The 15,386-nt window shown below is 69.8% G+C and carries 18 protein-coding genes; 9 read left to right on the forward strand and 9 right to left on the reverse strand.

All coding sequences use genetic code 11. The annotated features are described in order from the left end of the window. Positions 1-7: 7 nt before the first annotated feature. From B3S45_RS01835 to pdhA, 3 genes are read right to left on the reverse strand one after another with little or no spacing between them, the layout of a single operon-like run. A complete protein-coding gene (locus B3S45_RS01835) occupies positions 8-1,393 on the reverse strand; it encodes a dihydrolipoamide acetyltransferase family protein (RefSeq protein WP_286717066.1) in 1,386 nt (461 codons plus the stop codon). Beyond that, a complete protein-coding gene (locus tag B3S45_RS01840; RefSeq protein WP_071043557.1) occupies positions 1,390-2,436 on the reverse strand; it encodes an alpha-ketoacid dehydrogenase subunit beta in 1,047 nt (348 codons plus the stop codon). Before B3S45_RS01840 ends, B3S45_RS01835 begins: the two co-directional genes overlap by 4 nt. After that, positions 2,433-3,566 carry a pyruvate dehydrogenase (acetyl-transferring) E1 component subunit alpha gene (gene pdhA / locus B3S45_RS01845; protein ID WP_071043558.1) on the reverse strand — a complete coding sequence of 378 codons (1,134 nt, stop codon included), beginning with the start codon at positions 3,564-3,566 and terminating at the stop codon, positions 2,433-2,435. The genes B3S45_RS01840 and pdhA overlap by 4 nt, the downstream gene beginning before the upstream one ends. 166 nt (positions 3,567-3,732) lie before the next feature. On the opposite strand from pdhA, the gene B3S45_RS01850 reads away from it, so the two are divergent. Beyond that, positions 3,733-4,206: an Lrp/AsnC family transcriptional regulator gene (locus B3S45_RS01850; protein WP_194383183.1), complete on the forward strand. Its 474-nt coding sequence runs from the start codon at positions 3,733-3,735 to the stop codon at positions 4,204-4,206. Between the two features lie 16 nt (positions 4,207-4,222). On the opposite strand, the gene B3S45_RS01855 is transcribed toward B3S45_RS01850, so the two are convergent. The 4 genes from B3S45_RS01855 to glgA all read right to left on the reverse strand — a co-directional run bounded on the left by B3S45_RS01855 (position 4,223) and on the right by glgA (position 7,535). After that, entirely contained in the window at positions 4,223-5,104 is an 882-nt protein-coding gene (locus B3S45_RS01855; protein WP_194383184.1) for an alpha/beta fold hydrolase, read from the reverse strand. 76 nt (positions 5,105-5,180) lie between these two features. After that, positions 5,181-5,432, reverse strand: a complete 252-nt coding sequence (locus tag B3S45_RS01860; RefSeq protein ID WP_071043561.1) for a type B 50S ribosomal protein L31 — start codon at positions 5,430-5,432, stop codon at positions 5,181-5,183. Between the two features lie 113 nt (positions 5,433-5,545). Then, positions 5,546-6,331 (reverse strand): ABC transporter ATP-binding protein, encoded by a 786-nt coding sequence (locus B3S45_RS01865; RefSeq protein ID WP_286717069.1) that lies wholly within the window; start codon positions 6,329-6,331, stop codon positions 5,546-5,548. 10 nt (positions 6,332-6,341) lie between these two features. Next, a complete protein-coding gene (gene glgA, locus B3S45_RS01870) occupies positions 6,342-7,535 on the reverse strand; it encodes a glycogen synthase (protein WP_071043563.1) in 1,194 nt (397 codons plus the stop codon). A gap of 98 nt (positions 7,536-7,633) precedes the next feature. Here glgA and B3S45_RS01875 point away from each other — a divergent pair, with 98 nt between their 5' ends. Genes B3S45_RS01875 through B3S45_RS01885 form a run of 3 tightly spaced genes read left to right on the forward strand, consistent with a single transcriptional unit; the run spans position 7,634 to position 10,336 of the window. Continuing rightward, positions 7,634-8,878 carry a glucose-1-phosphate adenylyltransferase gene (locus tag B3S45_RS01875; RefSeq protein ID WP_071043564.1) on the forward strand — a complete coding sequence of 415 codons (1,245 nt, stop codon included), beginning with the start codon at positions 7,634-7,636 and terminating at the stop codon, positions 8,876-8,878. Between the two features lie 19 nt (positions 8,879-8,897). Beyond that, complete coding sequence (gene serB / locus B3S45_RS01880) at positions 8,898-9,536, forward strand: phosphoserine phosphatase SerB (protein WP_071043565.1); 639 nt, start codon at positions 8,898-8,900, stop codon at positions 9,534-9,536. Positions 9,537-9,580: 44 nt separating this feature from the next. Then, the gene (locus tag B3S45_RS01885; RefSeq protein WP_286717073.1) at positions 9,581-10,336 is read left to right on the forward strand and encodes an alpha/beta fold hydrolase; all 756 of its coding nucleotides are present in this window, start codon (positions 9,581-9,583) and stop codon (positions 10,334-10,336) included. Here B3S45_RS01885 and fabG read toward each other — a convergent pair. Beyond that, positions 10,330-11,040, reverse strand: coding sequence for a 3-oxoacyl-ACP reductase FabG (gene fabG / locus B3S45_RS01890; RefSeq protein WP_071043567.1), 711 nt, complete (start codon positions 11,038-11,040; stop codon positions 10,330-10,332). The two genes, B3S45_RS01885 and fabG, sit on opposite strands and share 7 nt — an antisense overlap. 113 nt (positions 11,041-11,153) lie before the next feature. On the opposite strand from fabG, the gene B3S45_RS01895 reads away from it, so the two are divergent. Genes B3S45_RS01895 through B3S45_RS01910 form a run of 4 tightly spaced genes read left to right on the forward strand, consistent with a single transcriptional unit; the run spans position 11,154 to position 12,994 of the window. Further along, entirely contained in the window at positions 11,154-11,528 is a 375-nt protein-coding gene (locus tag B3S45_RS01895) for a DUF4190 domain-containing protein (RefSeq protein ID WP_176759369.1), read from the forward strand. Between the two features lie 44 nt (positions 11,529-11,572). Next, positions 11,573-11,953: a DUF3099 domain-containing protein gene (locus tag B3S45_RS01900; protein WP_194383188.1), complete on the forward strand. Its 381-nt coding sequence runs from the start codon at positions 11,573-11,575 to the stop codon at positions 11,951-11,953. After that, positions 11,946-12,143 carry a hypothetical protein gene (locus B3S45_RS01905; RefSeq protein ID WP_071043569.1) on the forward strand — a complete coding sequence of 66 codons (198 nt, stop codon included), beginning with the start codon at positions 11,946-11,948 and terminating at the stop codon, positions 12,141-12,143. The genes B3S45_RS01900 and B3S45_RS01905 overlap by 8 nt, the downstream gene beginning before the upstream one ends. Further along, positions 12,140-12,994 carry an SURF1 family protein gene (locus B3S45_RS01910; protein WP_194383189.1) on the forward strand — a complete coding sequence of 285 codons (855 nt, stop codon included), beginning with the start codon at positions 12,140-12,142 and terminating at the stop codon, positions 12,992-12,994. Before B3S45_RS01905 ends, B3S45_RS01910 begins: the two co-directional genes overlap by 4 nt. On the opposite strand, the gene B3S45_RS01915 is transcribed toward B3S45_RS01910, so the two are convergent. Continuing rightward, the gene (locus tag B3S45_RS01915) at positions 12,995-14,593 is read right to left on the reverse strand and encodes an ABC-F family ATP-binding cassette domain-containing protein (RefSeq protein ID WP_194383190.1); all 1,599 of its coding nucleotides are present in this window, start codon (positions 14,591-14,593) and stop codon (positions 12,995-12,997) included. Between the two features lie 112 nt (positions 14,594-14,705). On the opposite strand from B3S45_RS01915, the gene B3S45_RS01920 reads away from it, so the two are divergent. After that, on the forward strand, positions 14,706-15,341 hold the full coding sequence (locus tag B3S45_RS01920) for a biotin transporter BioY (protein WP_194383191.1): 636 nt from the start codon (positions 14,706-14,708) through the stop codon (positions 15,339-15,341). Positions 15,342-15,386 lie beyond the last annotated feature (45 nt).

Here is a 15,386-nt window from a genome sequence, read left to right on the forward strand (position 1 = left end):
CGGGCGCTCACGCCAGGAGCATCGCGCGTGCAGGGTCAGCCAGCAGCGCGCCCACGTCCCGCAGGAACGACGCAGCCTGTTCGCCGTCGACGACGCGATGGTCGAAGGACAGACTCAAGGTGACGACACTCCGCAGTGCGATCGCGCCTTCGTGCTCCCACGGCATGCGCCGGACCGCACCCAGGGCGAGGATGCCGGCCTCCCCCGGATTGAGGATGGGCGTTCCGGCATCGACGCCGAACACGCCGACGTTGGTGATCGAGAACGTGCTGCCGGTGAGTTCGGCGGGCGTCGACCGCCCCGACCGGGCACGCTCGGTGAGGGCGGAGAGCTCGGTCGCGAGTTCTGCGAGCGTCATCGCGTCGGCATCCGCGATGCGCGGCACGAGAAGACCGCGCGGGGTCGCGGCGGCGATCCCGAGGTTCACATAGCCGAACTCCACGATCTCGCCGGCGCGCTCGTGCCACCGCGCGTTGAGCGACGAGTGGCGCCGGAGCGACAGACAGACGGCCTTGGCGGCCACGGCCAGCACACCGATCCGGGCAGGCGCCGCATCCCCCCGGACGCGCGCGATGAATTCCATCGTCTCGGTCGCGTCCACCGTCAGGAACGTGGTGGCGTGCGGCGCCGTGAAGGCGCTGGCGACCATCGCCTCCGCGGTGCGCCGACGCACGCCGCGGACCGGTACGCGCGTTTCCCGCTCGCCAGCCGGTTCCTGCGAGGGGGCGCGCTCGCGCGAGGCTGCCGGCGTGCGTCCCCGTCCGGCGACGTCTTCGACGTCTCGACGCGTGATGAGCCCGTCGGGACCCGCGGGCGTGATCAGGGCGATATCCACGCCGAGCTCCTTGGCCAGCTTCCGCACCGGTGGAGTGGACCGCGGTCGCTCGGCGAGGATGTCGGCGGCCGTGTCGGTCAGACGGATCGCGTCATGAGGTGCGGCCTCGAGCATCGCCGTGTCGGCGCAGGCGCTCGATTCCCGGGCCGCGGCGCGGCGACGACGTCGCCGTGCGGGTGTGCCGACGGCCGCTCCGTAGCCGACGAGGTTTGCCGGCACGGGCTCATCCTCCGCCTCCCGGGTCGCAGCGACCTCGACGGCATCCCCTTGGCCCCCGCCCGCTCCGCCGGTCCCGTCTCCTCCGGCGTCGCCCGACGCAGCAGCGGTGTCGACGCTCACCAGGACGGCACCCACGTCGACGACGTCGCCCGGCGCCGCGTGCAGTGTCCTGACCACCCCGGCGAAGGGCGAGGGGATCTCCACGACGGCCTTGGCCGTCTCGACCTCGGCGAGCGTCTGATTCAGCGACACCGTGTCGCCCTCGGCGACGTGCCACTGCACGATCTCGGCCTCCGGCAGCCCCTCGCCCAGGTCCGGGAGTCGGAAGTCCTCGCTCATCGAACCGCCTCCTCCGCCTCCGGGATGGCCACCTCGTCCTCGAACCCCGTCGGGCTCGCGGGTCGTCCCAGCACCCGGTCCACCGCATCGAGGATCCGATCCAGATCGGGCAGGTGCAGTGCTTCGAGCTTCGCCGGCGGGTAGGGGATGTCGTGCCCGGTCACCCGTTCCGGCGGCGCCTCGAGGTAGTGGAAGCATCGCTCGACGAGGCTGGTGATGACCTCGGCCGCCATCCCGGCCTCACCGCCGGCCTCGTGGGTGACGACGACCCGGCCGGTACGTCGCACCGATGCCGCGAGCGTGCGGTAGTCCACGGGTGACAGGGAGCGCAGATCGATGACCTCGATCGACACGCCGTCCTCCTCGGCGGCGGCCGCGGCATCGAGCGCGGTCGTCACCTGGGCCCCGTACGTGACCAGCGTCACATCATGTCCGGGGCGGGCGACACGCGCAAGGCCCATCGGCGAGGCGTCGGCGAGATCGACGTCGAGGTCGACGTCGCCCTTGCGGTGGTAGAGCCGTTTCGGCTCGAAGAAGACGACCGGATCGTCGCACGCGATCGCCTGCCGGAGCATGACGTACGCATCCTGCGGCTGCGACACCGCGATCACCCGAAGGCCGGACGTGTGCACGAAGTAGGCCTCCGGCGACTCGGAGTGGTGCTCCGCAGCCCCCACCCCTCCCGCCCAGGGGATGCGGATGGTGAGCGGCATGCGCACGCGTCCTTGCGTGCGATAGTGGAGCTTCGCCACCTGACACACGATCTGGTCGAAGGCCGGGTAGACGAACCCGTCGAACTGGATCTCGACCACGGGTCGGAATCCGCGGTAGGCCAGCCCCACCGCGGTGCCCACGATGCCCGCCTCCGCGAGAGGGGTGTCGACGACGCGCGCCGGCCCGAACTCGTCGAGGAGCCCGTCCGTGACGCGGAAGACGCCGCCCAGACGCCCGATGTCCTCCCCCATCAGCACGACGCGCTCGTCGTCGCGCATCGCTCTGCGCAGACCGTGGCCGAGCGCTGCAGCCATCGTCAACCGGCTCATCGCGCGTCCTCCTCGTCGTCGGCGAATCCGTCGAGGTACGCCCCGAACCGGCGACGTTGTGCCGCGAGCGCGGTGTGCGGCTCGGCGTAGACGTCGTCGAACACCGCGAGCGGCTCCCGCGAGCGCGCGTGGAGTGCCGCGTCCCGAACCGCTGCCGCGAGCTCATCCGCCCGGTCCGCCACGCCGGCTTCGAAGGCGTCGTCCCACGCGTCCTCGGCCTTCAGGAGCGCCTCCAGCCGCATGATCGGGTCGCGCTGCGCCCACGCCTCGAGGTCTTCCGGAGCGCGATAGCGCGTCGGATCGTCGGAGGTCGTATGAGGCCCCATGCGATACGTCACGGCCTCGAGGAAGGCGGGGCCCGCTCCGGAGCGCGCATGATCGGCTGCCCACCGCATGGCGGCCAGACACGCGAGGACGTCGTTTCCGTCGATCCGCATGCTCGGGATGCCGAAGCCGGGCGCGCGCCCGGCGATCGGGAACCTCGCCTGCACCGTGACCGGCTCCGAGATCGCCCACTGATTGTTGGAGCACACGAAGACGACCGGAGCAGCGAAGGACGACGCGAAGACCATCGCCTCGTTGACGTCGCCCTGGCTCGTGGCGCCGTCGCCGAAGTAGGCCACGGCGATCTCCCCGCCGCGGTCGCGCTGGATGCCCATCGCGTACCCCACCGCGTGCAGCGACTGCGCCCCGATGATGATCTGCGGGGGCGCGGTGCGCATGCGCTGCGGATCGTAGGTCGCGTGGACCTCACCACGCCAGGAGAGCACGACATCCGCGGGCTCCGCGCCGCGCACGAGCCCGACCCCGAGCTCGCGGTAGCTGGGGAACACGAAGTCGTCAGGCCGCAGGGCGCGAGCGGTGCCGACCTGCGCCGCCTCCTGCCCTCGGCAGGGTGCCCAGAGGCCCAGCTGACCCTGACGTTGCAGCGCGACCCCCTCGGTGTCGACGCGCCGGACGAGCGACATGTCCCGGTACAGGTCCCGCAGGAACGCATGATCGACGTCGTCGACCCAGGGATCGAGTTCACCGTCGCAGACGCGAGTGCCGTCAGCGCGGATCAGACGGGCGACCTCGTCGATGTCGGTCGCGGGATCAGCGGTCGGATTCAGGGTGTGCATCGTCGTCATCCCTTCCGGCGGTCCTGCCCTCGTGAGGCCGAACCCGCCGCGTCGGCCGGCATCCTCGCCGGTGCTGCCGACGATACGGCGGTATAACACCTAGCTCAAGCATGCGCCCGCACCATGAGCATGTTGCGTACATCCACCCCCGTCATGCGTGCTAATGTCTCGCACTATGACCACTCTGGACCGCACCGATCTGGAACTGCTCTCGGCCCTGTCCGCCGACCCCCGCGCGACGGTCGTCGCCCTCGCCGAACGACTCGGCCTCTCGCGCAACACGGTCCAGGCACGCATGGCCAGACTCGACCGTTCCGGTGTGTTCCTGTCCTACGAGCGCGCGATCTCGGCATCGGCCCTCGGCTTCCCGATCGAGGCGTTCATCAGTGTCATGGTGCGGCAGGCGGACCTGCCCCGCATCCGCGCGGAACTGGCCCGCGTTCCCGAGGTCGTTCAGGCGGACGGATTGAGCGGTCAGGTCGATCTGCTCGTACGCGTCGCATGTCGCGACACCCAGCACCTCTTCGACACGGATGGCCGCATCCTGGCCATCGACGGTGTGGAGCGCACCGAGACCTCTCTCATCATGGGAGAGGTCATCGGGTACCGCGTGGCGCCCTTGATCGATCTCGCCACCCGCGAAGCCTGAGCCGCGCGGAAGACGCTCACGCGGCGAGGAAAGCCTCGATGGCCGCCGCCGCCGCCTGGGGCGTCTCGTAGTGGATGAGATGCCCGACGTCGGGAATCTCCACGAGCGTCGACTCCGCGAACGTGGCCGCGAGCAGGCGCTCGGCCTCGATCGGGGTGATGTCATCCCTGTCAGCGGCGATCAGGAGCGTCGGCACCGTGATGCGCGGGGCGAATTCCCGCACGTCGTGCGAGACGGAGGCGACGAATGCGTCATGGAGCACGTCGCGGTCGGCGAATCGGGAGAAGTAGGTGTCGTGCTGGTCGTGCACGAACCGACGCACCTCCGCATCCTTCGTCTTGGCCATCGACACGCTCATCACCCGCACGATGACGCCGTTGCGGAGCAGCGCCTCCCCCAGCGGTCGAGGAAGGGCCGCGCCGGCCCGGTAGTACAGCACGGCAAGGCGGGTGAGGATGCCGCGGGGCCCCTCGAGCGCGGGCGCGCCGATCGGGTTCACCAGGACGAGCCGCGGGGTCGCCAGCCCGTCTGCCACCGCGGAGGCGGCGATGATCGAGCCGAAGGAGTGCCCCAGGACGACCGCGCCGGGTGCGACCGCCGCTGCGAAGGCGATCAACCACCGCGTGTAGGTGTCGATGTCGTGCGTGAGGCCCGGGATCGAAGGTGTCTCTCCGAAGCCCGGCAGATCCGGCATGACGAAGCGCACTCCCGGCAGGAACGCCACGACCGGTTCGAGACCGTGATGCTCGCCCCGGAATCCGTGGACGGCGAGGATGGTCGTCGTGGCATCGCTGTCGCCGTACTCCCACCAGACGGTGGGCGACCCCAGCACCTCGGTCTCGTGTCGCTGCACCGGGATCGCCGCGAGACGCGCGGCGTAGGGGTGCGGAGCGGACACCCGCCGAGTCTACGCGGGACGCCGTGCGCACAACGACGACAGCCCCGCCGAAGCGGGGCTGTCGTGAACGGGCTGCTTACTTGGAGCCGAAGTTCTTGAAGCGCTGGTTGAACTTCTCGACGCGACCGGCCGAGTCCATGATGCGCTGCTTGCCCGTGTAGAACGGGTGCGAGGACGACGAGATCTCGACGTCGATCACCGGGTACTCGACGCCGTCGAGCTCCATGGTCTTGTCGCTGGTCACCGTCGAACGGGTGAGGAAGGTCTCGCCCGAGCCGAGGTCGCGGAAAACGACCGCCTGGTAGTCGGGGTGGATGTCAGTCTTCATGGCGTTCCTTGAGGGGTCGGGCCCCTTCGGTTCTGAGGGACCGGTGAAAGTCGAGGCGCAACGGCACCAGCGCACGAGTCTACCAGGGATCGCCTCGGCGCCGGGAATCGAGGTCAGTGCGCCGCGCGGGCGGCGTAGCGGCCGTCGTGTTCGGTGAGGTCGATCGGGACCCCGAACGCCTCGGTGAGAGCCGCGGAGGTGAGGGTGTCGGCGAGGGGCCCGGCACCGACGACACGGCCGTCGCGCAACAGCAGCACGTGTGTGAAGCCCACGGGGATCTCCTCCACGTGATGCGTCACCATGATCATGGCCGGCGTCGTCGGCGCCTGTGCGTAGCCGCCGAGAAGGGAGAGCAGCTCTTCCCGTGCGCCGAGGTCCAGGCTCGCGGTCGGCTCGTCCAGGAGCAGCAGCTCCGGGTCGGTCATCACGGCCCGGGCGATCGACACGCGCTTGCGCTCGCCGTCGGAGAGCGTGCCGAAGGTGCGGTCGGCGAGTTCGTCGAGCTTCCACTCGGCGAGCACCCGCAGCGCACGGCGCTCGTCGATGTCCTCGTAGTCCTCGCGCCAGCGCCCGAGCACGCTGAAGGCCGCGGTGAGCACCACGTTCAGCACCGTCTCCTCCGGCGGCACGCGACGAGCCACCGCGGAGGAGGCGAATCCGATGCGCGGCCGCAGTTCGAACACGTCGCTGCGCCCCAGCCGCTCACCGAGGATCGTGACGGTGCCCGACGTCGGGTGCATCATGGTGTCCGCCATCTGCAGCAGCGTGGTCTTGCCGGCGCCGTTGGGGCCGAGGATCACCCAGCGCTCGTCGTCGTTCACCGACCAATCGAGGTGATCGATGATGTCCCTGGCGTTGCGGCGGACGACGACGTCGGAGTATTCGAGCACCTGCGGCATGCATCCCAGCCTATCGGCCGGCGGCGGCCACTTCGCGGTACAGGGCGGCGGTCTGTTCGGCGATGGCGCCCCAGCTGAAATGCTCGGCGGCTCGGCGGCGTCCCGCATCGCCGTACGCGCGGGCACGTGCGGGATCGGACACCACCTCGGTGAGCACGCGAGCGAGATCCGCGACGAACGCGTCGGGGTCGACCGGCGTTCCCGTGCCGTCCTGCACCTGCTCGATCGGCACCAGACGGCCCGTGACGCCGTCGACGACGACCTCGGGGATGCCGCCGGTCGCCGTACCGACGACGGCCGCTCCGCATGCCATGGCCTCGAGGTTGACGATGCCGAGCGGCTCGTAGACCGACGGGCACACGAAGGTCGTGGCAGCGGCGAGAATCGTGCAGAGCTCGTCGCGTGGCAGGAGCCGATCGATCCAGACGACCCCCTCCCTGGTCTCCTGCAGGCCGCGCACGAGTCCCTCGACCTCCTCGAGGATCTGGGGCGTGTCGGGAGCGCCGGCGCAGAGGACCACCTGCACGTCGGCGGGCAGCGACTCGACGGCGCGAAGGAGATAGGGCAGCCCCTTCTGGCGTGTGATGCGACCGACGAACACCACTGACGGACGGTCCGGATCGATGCCTGCCGTGCTCAGGAACGCGTCGTCGCGCACGGGTCGCCACTGGGCGACGTCGATTCCGTTGTAGATGACCCGCACCTTGTCGGGATCGAGCGCCGGGTAGCTGCGAAGGATGTCCCGACGCATGCCGTCGCTCACGGCGACGATCGCCGCCGCCGCCTCGTAGGCGGTCCTCTCGATGAAGCTCGACACCGCGTAGCCGCCGCCCAGCTGCTCCGCCTTCCAAGGGCGCAGCGGCTCGAGACTGTGCGCGGTGACGATGTGCGGGATGCCGTGCAGCAGCGACGCGAGATGACCGGCGAAATTCGCGTACCAGGTGTGGCTGTGGACCACATCCGCTCCCCCGATGTCGCCGACGATCTCGAGGTCGATGCCGAGCGTCTGCAGGGCGCCGTTCGCACCGGCGAGTTCGGCAGGCACGCGATACGAGGTCGTGTCCTTCTCGTCACGGTCCGCGCCGAAGGCACGCACCTGCACCTCGATCGATCCGCGCAGCGCCGCGACGAGCTCGGTGACGTGCACCCCCGCCCCGCCGTAGATCTCGGGCGGGTACTCCTTGCTGACGATGTCCACGCGCATGGGTCGAACGCTAGTGCATGCGGGTGAGCCGTTACACCCCTGTCCGAATCACACGCCACCCCTGGTCCGCACGCTCGCGCGCACCCTAGGGTGGAGCCATGCCACGGACGCCGAAGGTCTTCGGAATCATCCTCGCCGGCGGCGAGGGCAAGCGACTCATGCCGCTGACGGCGGACCGGGCCAAGCCCGCGGTGCCGTTCGGCGGTCAGTACCGACTCATCGACTTCGCGATCTCCAACCTGCTCAACTCCGGCCTGCGCCAGATCGTCGTGCTCACGCAGTACAAGTCGCACAGCCTGGACCGTCACATCTCGCAGACGTGGCGCATGTCGGCGCTCCTCGGCTCCTACGTCACGAGCGTTCCGGCGCAGCAGCGACTCGGCAAGCGGTGGTTCTCGGGGTCGGCGGATGCCATCCTGCAGAGCCTGAATCTCATCAACGACGAGAAGCCCGACATCGTCGTCGTCATCGGCGCCGACCACGTCTACCGCATGGACTTCCAGCAGATGCTGGCTGCGCACATCGAGTCGGGGGCGCGCGCCACCGTGGCGGGCATCCGTCAGCCGATCGAGCTCGCGAACCAGTTCGGCGTCATCGACGTCGAACCCGACGATCCGTCACGGATCCGGGAGTTCCTGGAGAAGCCCCACGATCCGATCGGCCTCGCCGATTCGCCCCACGAGGTGCTGGCGTCCATGGGGAACTACATCTTCGACACCGACGCCCTCATCGAGGCGGTCGAGGCCGACGGTGAGATCCCCACCTCGAATCACGACATGGGCGGCGACATCGTCCCCTACTTCGTCGGTCGCGGCGAAGCGGGCGTCTACGACATGAAGCGCAACGACGTGCCCGGATCGACGGATCGCGACCGCTACTACTGGCGCGACGTCGGAACCATCGACTCCTTCTTCGATGCGCACCGCGACCTGATCTCGACGCTGCCCATCTTCAACCTCTACAACACCGAGTGGCCGATCCACTCGCAGACGGTCAACTCGCCGCCGGCGAAGTTCGTGCGCGACTCCGTCGGACGCATCGGCAACGCGATCGACTCGATCGTCTCGCTCGGCTCCGTTCTGTCGGGAACGCACATCGAGCGGAGCGTCGTGGGGCCATGGACGCTCGCGGGCGGAGGGTCCACCATCACGGACGCGGTGCTGTTCGATCACGTGCGCGTGGGACAGGGGGCGCGGATCCACCGGGCGATCCTCGACAAGAACGTCGTGCTCGCCGACGGGGCGACCATCGGCGTCGATCGCGATCGCGACCTGGCCCGCGGCTTCACGGTGACCGATTCCGGCATCACGATCGTCGGCAAGGGCGTGCACGTCGAGGCCTGAGCGCAAGTAGCGTGTGAGGGTGCCTGACTCCCCCGCGTTCCTCGTCGTGCTCGACGCCGATTCGACCCTCATCCGGAACGAGGTGATCGAGTTGCTCGCCGACGAAGCCGGCCGCGGCGCCGAAGTCGCCGCGGCGACCGAGGCAGCGATGCGCGGCGAGGTTGATTTCGCCGCTTCCCTCCGCTCCCGCGTCGAGGCCCTCGCGGGGGTTTCGGTGTCGGCCTTCGAGCGGGTCATCGCCCGCATCGAGCCGACCCCGGGGGTGCGGGAGTTCCTCACGGAGATCCATCGCCGCGGGGGCGTCGCCGCGGTGGTGTCCGGCGGGTTCCACGAGATCCTCGACACGGTGGCCCCATCGCTGGGCGTCGATCGGTGGCGAGCGAACCGCTTGGACCAGCGCGACGGAGCACTCACCGGCCGCGTCTCCGGGCCGATCGTCGATGCTCGGGCGAAGGCCGACGCCGTGCGCGAGTGGGCCGATCAGGAGCACATCCCGCTTCGGCAGACGATCGCGATCGGTGACGGGGCGAACGACCTCGAGATGATGCGCGTGGCGGGACTCGGCGTCGCCTTCAACGCCAAGCCGACCGTGCGCGCTCACGCGGATCTGGTCGTGGGCCCGATCGATCTGCGGGAAGCGATCTCGCTCCTGCCCTGACACAGCTCCCGCCTGTGTCGGCCCCTGACGCTACCGTGAGGCTCATGGACATCCTTCTCGTTCCCGGCCTCTGGCTCGATGCCTCCTCGTGGTCCGATGTCACCGCGCCACTCGTCGCGAACGGTCACCGTGTGCATCCGCTGACGATGCCGGGCACCGGCGCCCCGGCATCCGAGAGCGACGAGATCGGAATCGACGACTGGGTCGGAGCGGTCGTCCGCGAGATCGACGCTGCGACGCATCCCGTGGTGCTGATCGGACACAGCGGGGGCGGAAACGTCGTCTACGCGGCTGCCGACCGGCGCCCGCACGCCGTGGCGCACGTGATCCTGCTCGACACCTTTCCGCCCGTTCCGGGAGCTGGCATCTCGGACTTCCCCGTCGTCGACGGTGTCGTGCCGTTCCCCGGGTGGGAGTTCTTCGACGAGGACGACGTCGCCGATCTCTCGCCGGAAGTGCGTGCCCGCGCGGGGGCCCGCACGAACTCGGTTCCGCGGCACGTGCCCACGGACGCCCTCCGACTGACGGACGAGCGGCGTCGCGGTGTGCCCGTCACCATCGTGACCGGGACCGTGCCGGCGAACGTGATCCGAGAGATCGCGGCGGACCCCGCCCCGTGGGCGGCGGAGCTGGCAGCCGTCGAGGATCTCCGCATCATCCAGCTCCACGACGACGGTGCGGCAGGAGGGCACTGGCCGCAGTTCTCGGCTCCGGAGCGAACGGCTCGAGCGCTCCTCGAAGCGGTGCGGGAGACCCCCGGCGCCCCCGGCGAGGAGTCCGGGCACCCGGCGGGTCAGTGACCCATGCCGAGGCCGCCGTCGACCGGGATCACGGCGCCGGAGACGTAGGCGGCCGCGTCGGAGGCGAGCCACGCAACCACACCGGCGACCTCATCGGATGATCCGAAGCGACCGGCGGGAATGCTCTTCTTGTAGTCGGCCTGGGTCTGCTCCGGCAGTCCAGCGGTCATGTCGGTCTCGATGAAGCCCGGGGCCACGACATTCGCGGTGATCCCGCGCGCGCCGAGCTCGCGGGTGAGCGACCGGGCGAAGCCGACCAGCCCGCTCTTGGACGCGCTGTAGTTGATCTGACCGGCAGAGCCCAGCAGCCCGACCACGCTGGAGATCAGGATCACCCGACCCCAGCGCTTCTTGAGCATGCCCTTCGAGGCGCGCTTGACGACGCGGAACGATCCGCCGAGGTTCGTGGACACCACGTCGTCGAAGTCGTCCTCGCTCATCCGGAGGAGGAGGGTGTCGCGTGTGATGCCCGCGTTGGCCACCAGCACGTCGACGGGTCCGAGCGCGCCCTCGACCTCGGTGAAGGCGGCGTCGACGGCAGCCGCGTCCGTCACGTCGGCCCGCACCGTGAGCGTGCCCTCCGGGCCCTCCCCGCTGCGCGCGGTCACCGCGACGCGGTAGCCCTCTGCGACGAACCGCTCGGCGATGGCGCGGCCGATGCCACGGTTTCCCCCGGTGACGAGGACGACGTGCTCAGAGGACATAGCTGATGCTCCTTCATGCTGCGGGCGGGGACCCGCCTCAGCCTAGCGGGCACGCGATTGACACCCGTCCGTCGGCACTGCCACGCTGGAAGCGCCCTCGAGAAAGGCCTCCCATGACACAGCCCGACCCCCATGGCGGACCCTTGTCGCCCGGCGCGTATCCGCCGCCGGCTCACGGTGCGACACCACCGCCCTACGGCGCGGGAGGTCCTGCGGGCGCGCGGACGAACACCCTCGCGATCGTCTCGCTGATCGCCTCGATCAGTGCTTTCGTGATCCTGCCGTTCCTCGGCTCGCTCGCGGGGGTCATCACCGGGCACATGTCGCTGTCTCAGATCTCCCGCACCGGCGAACAAGGTCGCGGCCTGGCCCTCGCCGGCCTGATCGTCGGCTACGTCGGCCTGGCCCTGGCGGTCATCGGAGTCATCGCGGTCATGCTCTTCTTCGGCGTCTTCCTCACCGCTGTGTCGCAGTCGACCTACAGCTGACCCGCGGGCTCCCGGGTGCGCAGCGGGCGTACCCTGGAGGGACCGTGAAGCACTCGCACCACACGCCGTCGGCGACGTCCCTCCCCCGCGCACCGCGCGAGGGCGCGGACTCCCGCGCGCGCACGTACCTCGTCACCATGGGGATCCGCGTGCTGTGCTTCGCGCTGATGGTCTTCGTCACCCCGTACGGATGGTGGACGTGGGCCTTCGCGGCTGCTGCGATCTTCCTCCCCTACGTTGCCGTGGTGTTCGCGAACGTCGGGTCCGATGTTCGCGAGACCGGCGTCGAGAGCCCCGAACGGGCGCTGCCGGCGGCGGCGGTCCGCTCCGCGCCAGAGCGTGACGACGAAGCCGTGCAGCAGGCGCGGCCCCGTGTCATCCGCATCGAGGAGACACGTCGCGAAGGCGAGAACAGGGGTGGGTGACGCGCGTTGCTCTCGAGCGGGATGCCGCGAGACCGCGCGCTGGCGCATCGACTGGCGGAACCCGCGCATCCACGGGGCCGACCGTCGCAAGACGTGGGTCGCCTGCGATGCGCACCGCGCCTTCCTGCGGGATTTCCTCGCCGCGCGTGATTTCCCGCTCGATGTCTCCGAACTCGAGGCGACGTCATGAGCCGGCGCACGGCGCCGACGGCCGTGCGGTGGTCGGGATACGTCGCCGTCGCGGTGCTGTTCGCGATCGCCTGCGCGTTCCTGTCCCATTGGCAGTTCGAGCGGAACGAGTCGCGTGCCGCCGAACTGGAGCTCGTCGACCGCAACTACGACGCCGTGCCCGTCGGTCTGGCGGACCTCGTCCCGGAGGGATCGACGCTCGACCCCGAAGACGAGTGGCACCCGGTCGTGATGACCGGCGAGTACCTCCCGGCGGATCAGCTGCTGGTGCGAAACCGTCCCCACGGCGGCACCGCGGCGTTCGAGGTGCTCGTTCCCTTCCGCCTCGAGGACGGGCGCATCCTGATCGTCGATCGTGGGTGGGTGCCTCCCGGCGAGAGCAGCCGCGAGCCCGACGCCGTCGCAGCCCCTCCGGAAGGCACCGTCGAGGTGACGGTGCGTCTGCGACCGGGAGAGGCTCTCACGTCGTCCGGAGAGTCCGTGGACGGCGGGCAGATCCCCACCATCAACCTCCCGCTCATCGCGGCGGTCGTCGCCGACGGCGAGCGAGTCGAGCAGAGCGCCTACGGCGCCCTGGTGTCGGAGCAGCCCGCGCCGGCGACGACGCTCGGCGCACTCGACGACCCGTCGGCCGACCCCGGGCCGCACCTGTCGTACGCCATTCAGTGGATCCTCTTCGCGATCATGGGCTTCGTGTTCATCGGATACATGATCCGCACCGAGATCCGCGCGCGACGCGACGATGACGAAGACGACGAGAAGCCGGCGGACACGACCGGACCCATCGCCCGGCGACGCCGCGACCACGATGCGGATGCCGAGGACGCGCTCGTGGACGCCCTCGGCCGGTGATCACGCCAGCGTGATCAGCTCGATGTAGTCGCGCCCCCAGATGTCCTCGACACCGTCGGGGAGGATGAGGACCCGCTCCGGGTTCAGCGCCTCCACGGCGCCCTCGTCGTGGGAAACGAGCACGACCGCGCCCTCGTAGTGGGCGAGGGCTCCCAGGATCTCCTCGCGCGAAGCGGGGTCGAGGTTGTTGGTGGGCTCGTCGAGGAGCAGCATGTTCGCCGACGACACCACGAGGGTCGCCAGCGACAACCGGGTCTTCTCACCGCCCGAGAGCACTCCCGCAGGCTTGAGCACGTCGTCACCGGTGAACAGGAACGACCCCAGCACCTTGCGCGCCTCGGTCGCGGTGATGTCGGGCGCTGCGGACATCATGTTCTCGAGCACCGAACGGTTCACGTCGAGGTTCTCGTGCTCCTGCGCGTAGTAGCCGACCTTGAGACCATGGCCCGGCTCGATGACACCCGTGTCGGCCCGGTCGACGCCGGCGAGGATACGAAGGAGGGTCGTCTTGCCGGCACCGTTCAGGCCGAGCACGACGACCTTCGAGCCGCGGTCGATCGCGAGGTCGACGTCGGCGAAGATCTCCAGCGACCCGTACGACTTCGACAGCGCCTTGGCCATCAGCGGTGTCTTGCCGCACGGGGCGGGCTTGGGGAAGCGCAGCTTCGCGACGCGGTCTTCCTGGCGCACCTCGTCGAGACCGGAGAGCATCTTCTCGGCGCGTGCGACCATCTGGTGCGCGGCGGCCGCCTTGCTCGCCTTCGCACCGAAGCGTGCCGCCTGCAGCTGCAGCGCGGTCGCCTTCTTCTCGATGTTGGCCCGCTCCTTCTTGCGCCGTTCCTCGTCGGCGACCCGCTGTCGCAGGTAGTTCTTCCAGTTCATGTTGTACACATCGATGACCTGACGATTGGCATCGAGGTAGAACACGCGATTGACCGTCTCGCCCACGAGCTCCACGTCGTGGCTGATCACGATCAACCCGCCCTTGTAGGACTTCAGGAACTCGCGCAGCCACACCACGCTGTCCGCGTCGAGGTGGTTGGTGGGTTCGTCGAGGATCATCGTCTGGGCGTCCGAGAAGAGGATGCGCGCCAGCTCGATGCGCCGGCGCTGCCCGCCCGACAGCGTCTTCAGCGGCTGGTCCAGGATGCGGTCCGGCAGGGAGAGATTGTGGGCGATCGAGGCCGCCTCGGCCTCCGCGGCATAGCCCCCCAGGGCCTCGAACCGCTCGGTCAGGTTGGCGTACTTCCGCATCGCCCGCTCCGCGACGGCGGAGTCGTCCGAACCCATGGCTTCGGAGGTCTCCCGCATGCCGATCGCGATCGTGCCCAGGCCGCGGGCGTCGAGGATCCGGGTGCGAGCCAGCATCTCCGGATCGCCGGACCGCGGGTCCTGCGGCAGGTAGCCCAGCTCGCCGGAGCGGTCGACGCGCCCGGCAGAAGGCAGCACGTCGCCGGCCAGCACCTTGGTGAGCGTGGTCTTTCCGGCGCCGTTGCGCCCGACGAGCCCGATCTTGTCGCCGTCGGAGACGCGGAAGGAGACCTCCGACATGAGCACGCGGGCGCCCACGCGGATCTCGAGGTCGTGCACGGCAAGCACAGCGATCGTCCGTTTCGTTGGTGACAGGGGACAAGGGAGGCCGACGGCCAGCCTCCTAGTATAAGTCGGGAACGGCCCGGAGACCGCCGGGCACGACCTCCGAAGGAGCGCCATGACCCTCGCTGCCCCCTCCCCCGCCCGTCGACGCGTGCTGGCCGATGTCATCGCACGGCCCGAAGGACGCGCCCGCGCGCTCGCGACCGACGCCGCGCTCATCCTCGCCGGCGTCGCCGTCGTGGCCGTGCTCGCGCAGGTGTCCGTGCCGCTGTGGCCGGTCCCGATCACGGGTCAGACCCTCGCTGTCGTGGTCGTCGGCGCCGCCCTCGGCGCACGGCGGGGCGCGCTCGCCCTTCTCGCCTACCTGGTGATCGGGCTCGCCGGGCTCCCCGTCTTCGCGGACTTCACCGGAACGGTCGCGGCGGTCGCCAAGCCCAGCTTCGGATTCATCCTGGGCTTCATCGGGGCGGCATTCGTCGCGGGCTGGTTCGCCGAGCGCGCGTGGGACCGCAAGCCCTGGCTCGCTTTCGTCGGCTTCGTCGCCGCCAGCGCCGTCCCCTTCGTCGTGGGCATCCCCTACATGGCACTCATCCTGAACGGCGTGATGGGACTGGAACTGTCGGTGTGGCAGCTCCTCCAGGCGGGACTGTTCCCCTTCGTCATCGGCGGCGTGGTGAAAGCGGCGATCGCCGCGGCGGTCATCCCGGGAGCCTGGGCCCTCGTGCGCCGCGTCGACACATCCCGCGACTGATTCGCCTCCCCGCTGCGAGCCGAGGGGTTCGAGAGCACTCCGAAT

The sequence above is a fragment of the Microbacterium sp. UBA1612 genome, assembly GCF_002321605.1.
Taxonomy (GTDB): Bacteria; Actinomycetota; Actinomycetes; order Actinomycetales; family Microbacteriaceae; genus Microbacterium; species Microbacterium luteum.

Bases quoted from the DNA above. Each gene is read 5' to 3' on its own strand.
- B3S45_RS01835 (WP_286717066.1), bottom strand. From the start codon at position 1,393: ATGAGCGAGGACTTCCGACTCCCGGACCTGGGCGAGGGGCTGCCGGAG.
- B3S45_RS01840 (WP_071043557.1), bottom strand. From the start codon at position 2,436: ATGAGCCGGTTGACGATGGCTGCAGCGCTCGGCCACGGTCTGCGCAGA.
- pdhA (WP_071043558.1), bottom strand. From the start codon at position 3,566: ATGACGACGATGCACACCCTGAATCCGACCGCTGATCCCGCGACCGAC.
- B3S45_RS01850 (WP_194383183.1), top strand. From the start codon at position 3,733: ATGACCACTCTGGACCGCACCGATCTGGAACTGCTCTCGGCCCTGTCC.
- B3S45_RS01860 (WP_071043561.1), bottom strand. From the start codon at position 5,432: ATGAAGACTGACATCCACCCCGACTACCAGGCGGTCGTTTTCCGCGAC.
- B3S45_RS01865 (WP_286717069.1), bottom strand. From the start codon at position 6,331: ATGCCGCAGGTGCTCGAATACTCCGACGTCGTCGTCCGCCGCAACGCC.
- glgA (WP_071043563.1), bottom strand. From the start codon at position 7,535: ATGCGCGTGGACATCGTCAGCAAGGAGTACCCGCCCGAGATCTACGGC.
- B3S45_RS01875 (WP_071043564.1), top strand. From the start codon at position 7,634: ATGCCACGGACGCCGAAGGTCTTCGGAATCATCCTCGCCGGCGGCGAG.
- B3S45_RS01885 (WP_286717073.1), top strand. From the start codon at position 9,581: ATGGACATCCTTCTCGTTCCCGGCCTCTGGCTCGATGCCTCCTCGTGG.
- fabG (WP_071043567.1), bottom strand. From the start codon at position 11,040: ATGTCCTCTGAGCACGTCGTCCTCGTCACCGGGGGAAACCGTGGCATC.
- B3S45_RS01895 (WP_176759369.1), top strand. From the start codon at position 11,154: ATGACACAGCCCGACCCCCATGGCGGACCCTTGTCGCCCGGCGCGTAT.
- B3S45_RS01910 (WP_194383189.1), top strand. From the start codon at position 12,140: ATGAGCCGGCGCACGGCGCCGACGGCCGTGCGGTGGTCGGGATACGTC.
- B3S45_RS01920 (WP_194383191.1), top strand. From the start codon at position 14,706: ATGACCCTCGCTGCCCCCTCCCCCGCCCGTCGACGCGTGCTGGCCGAT.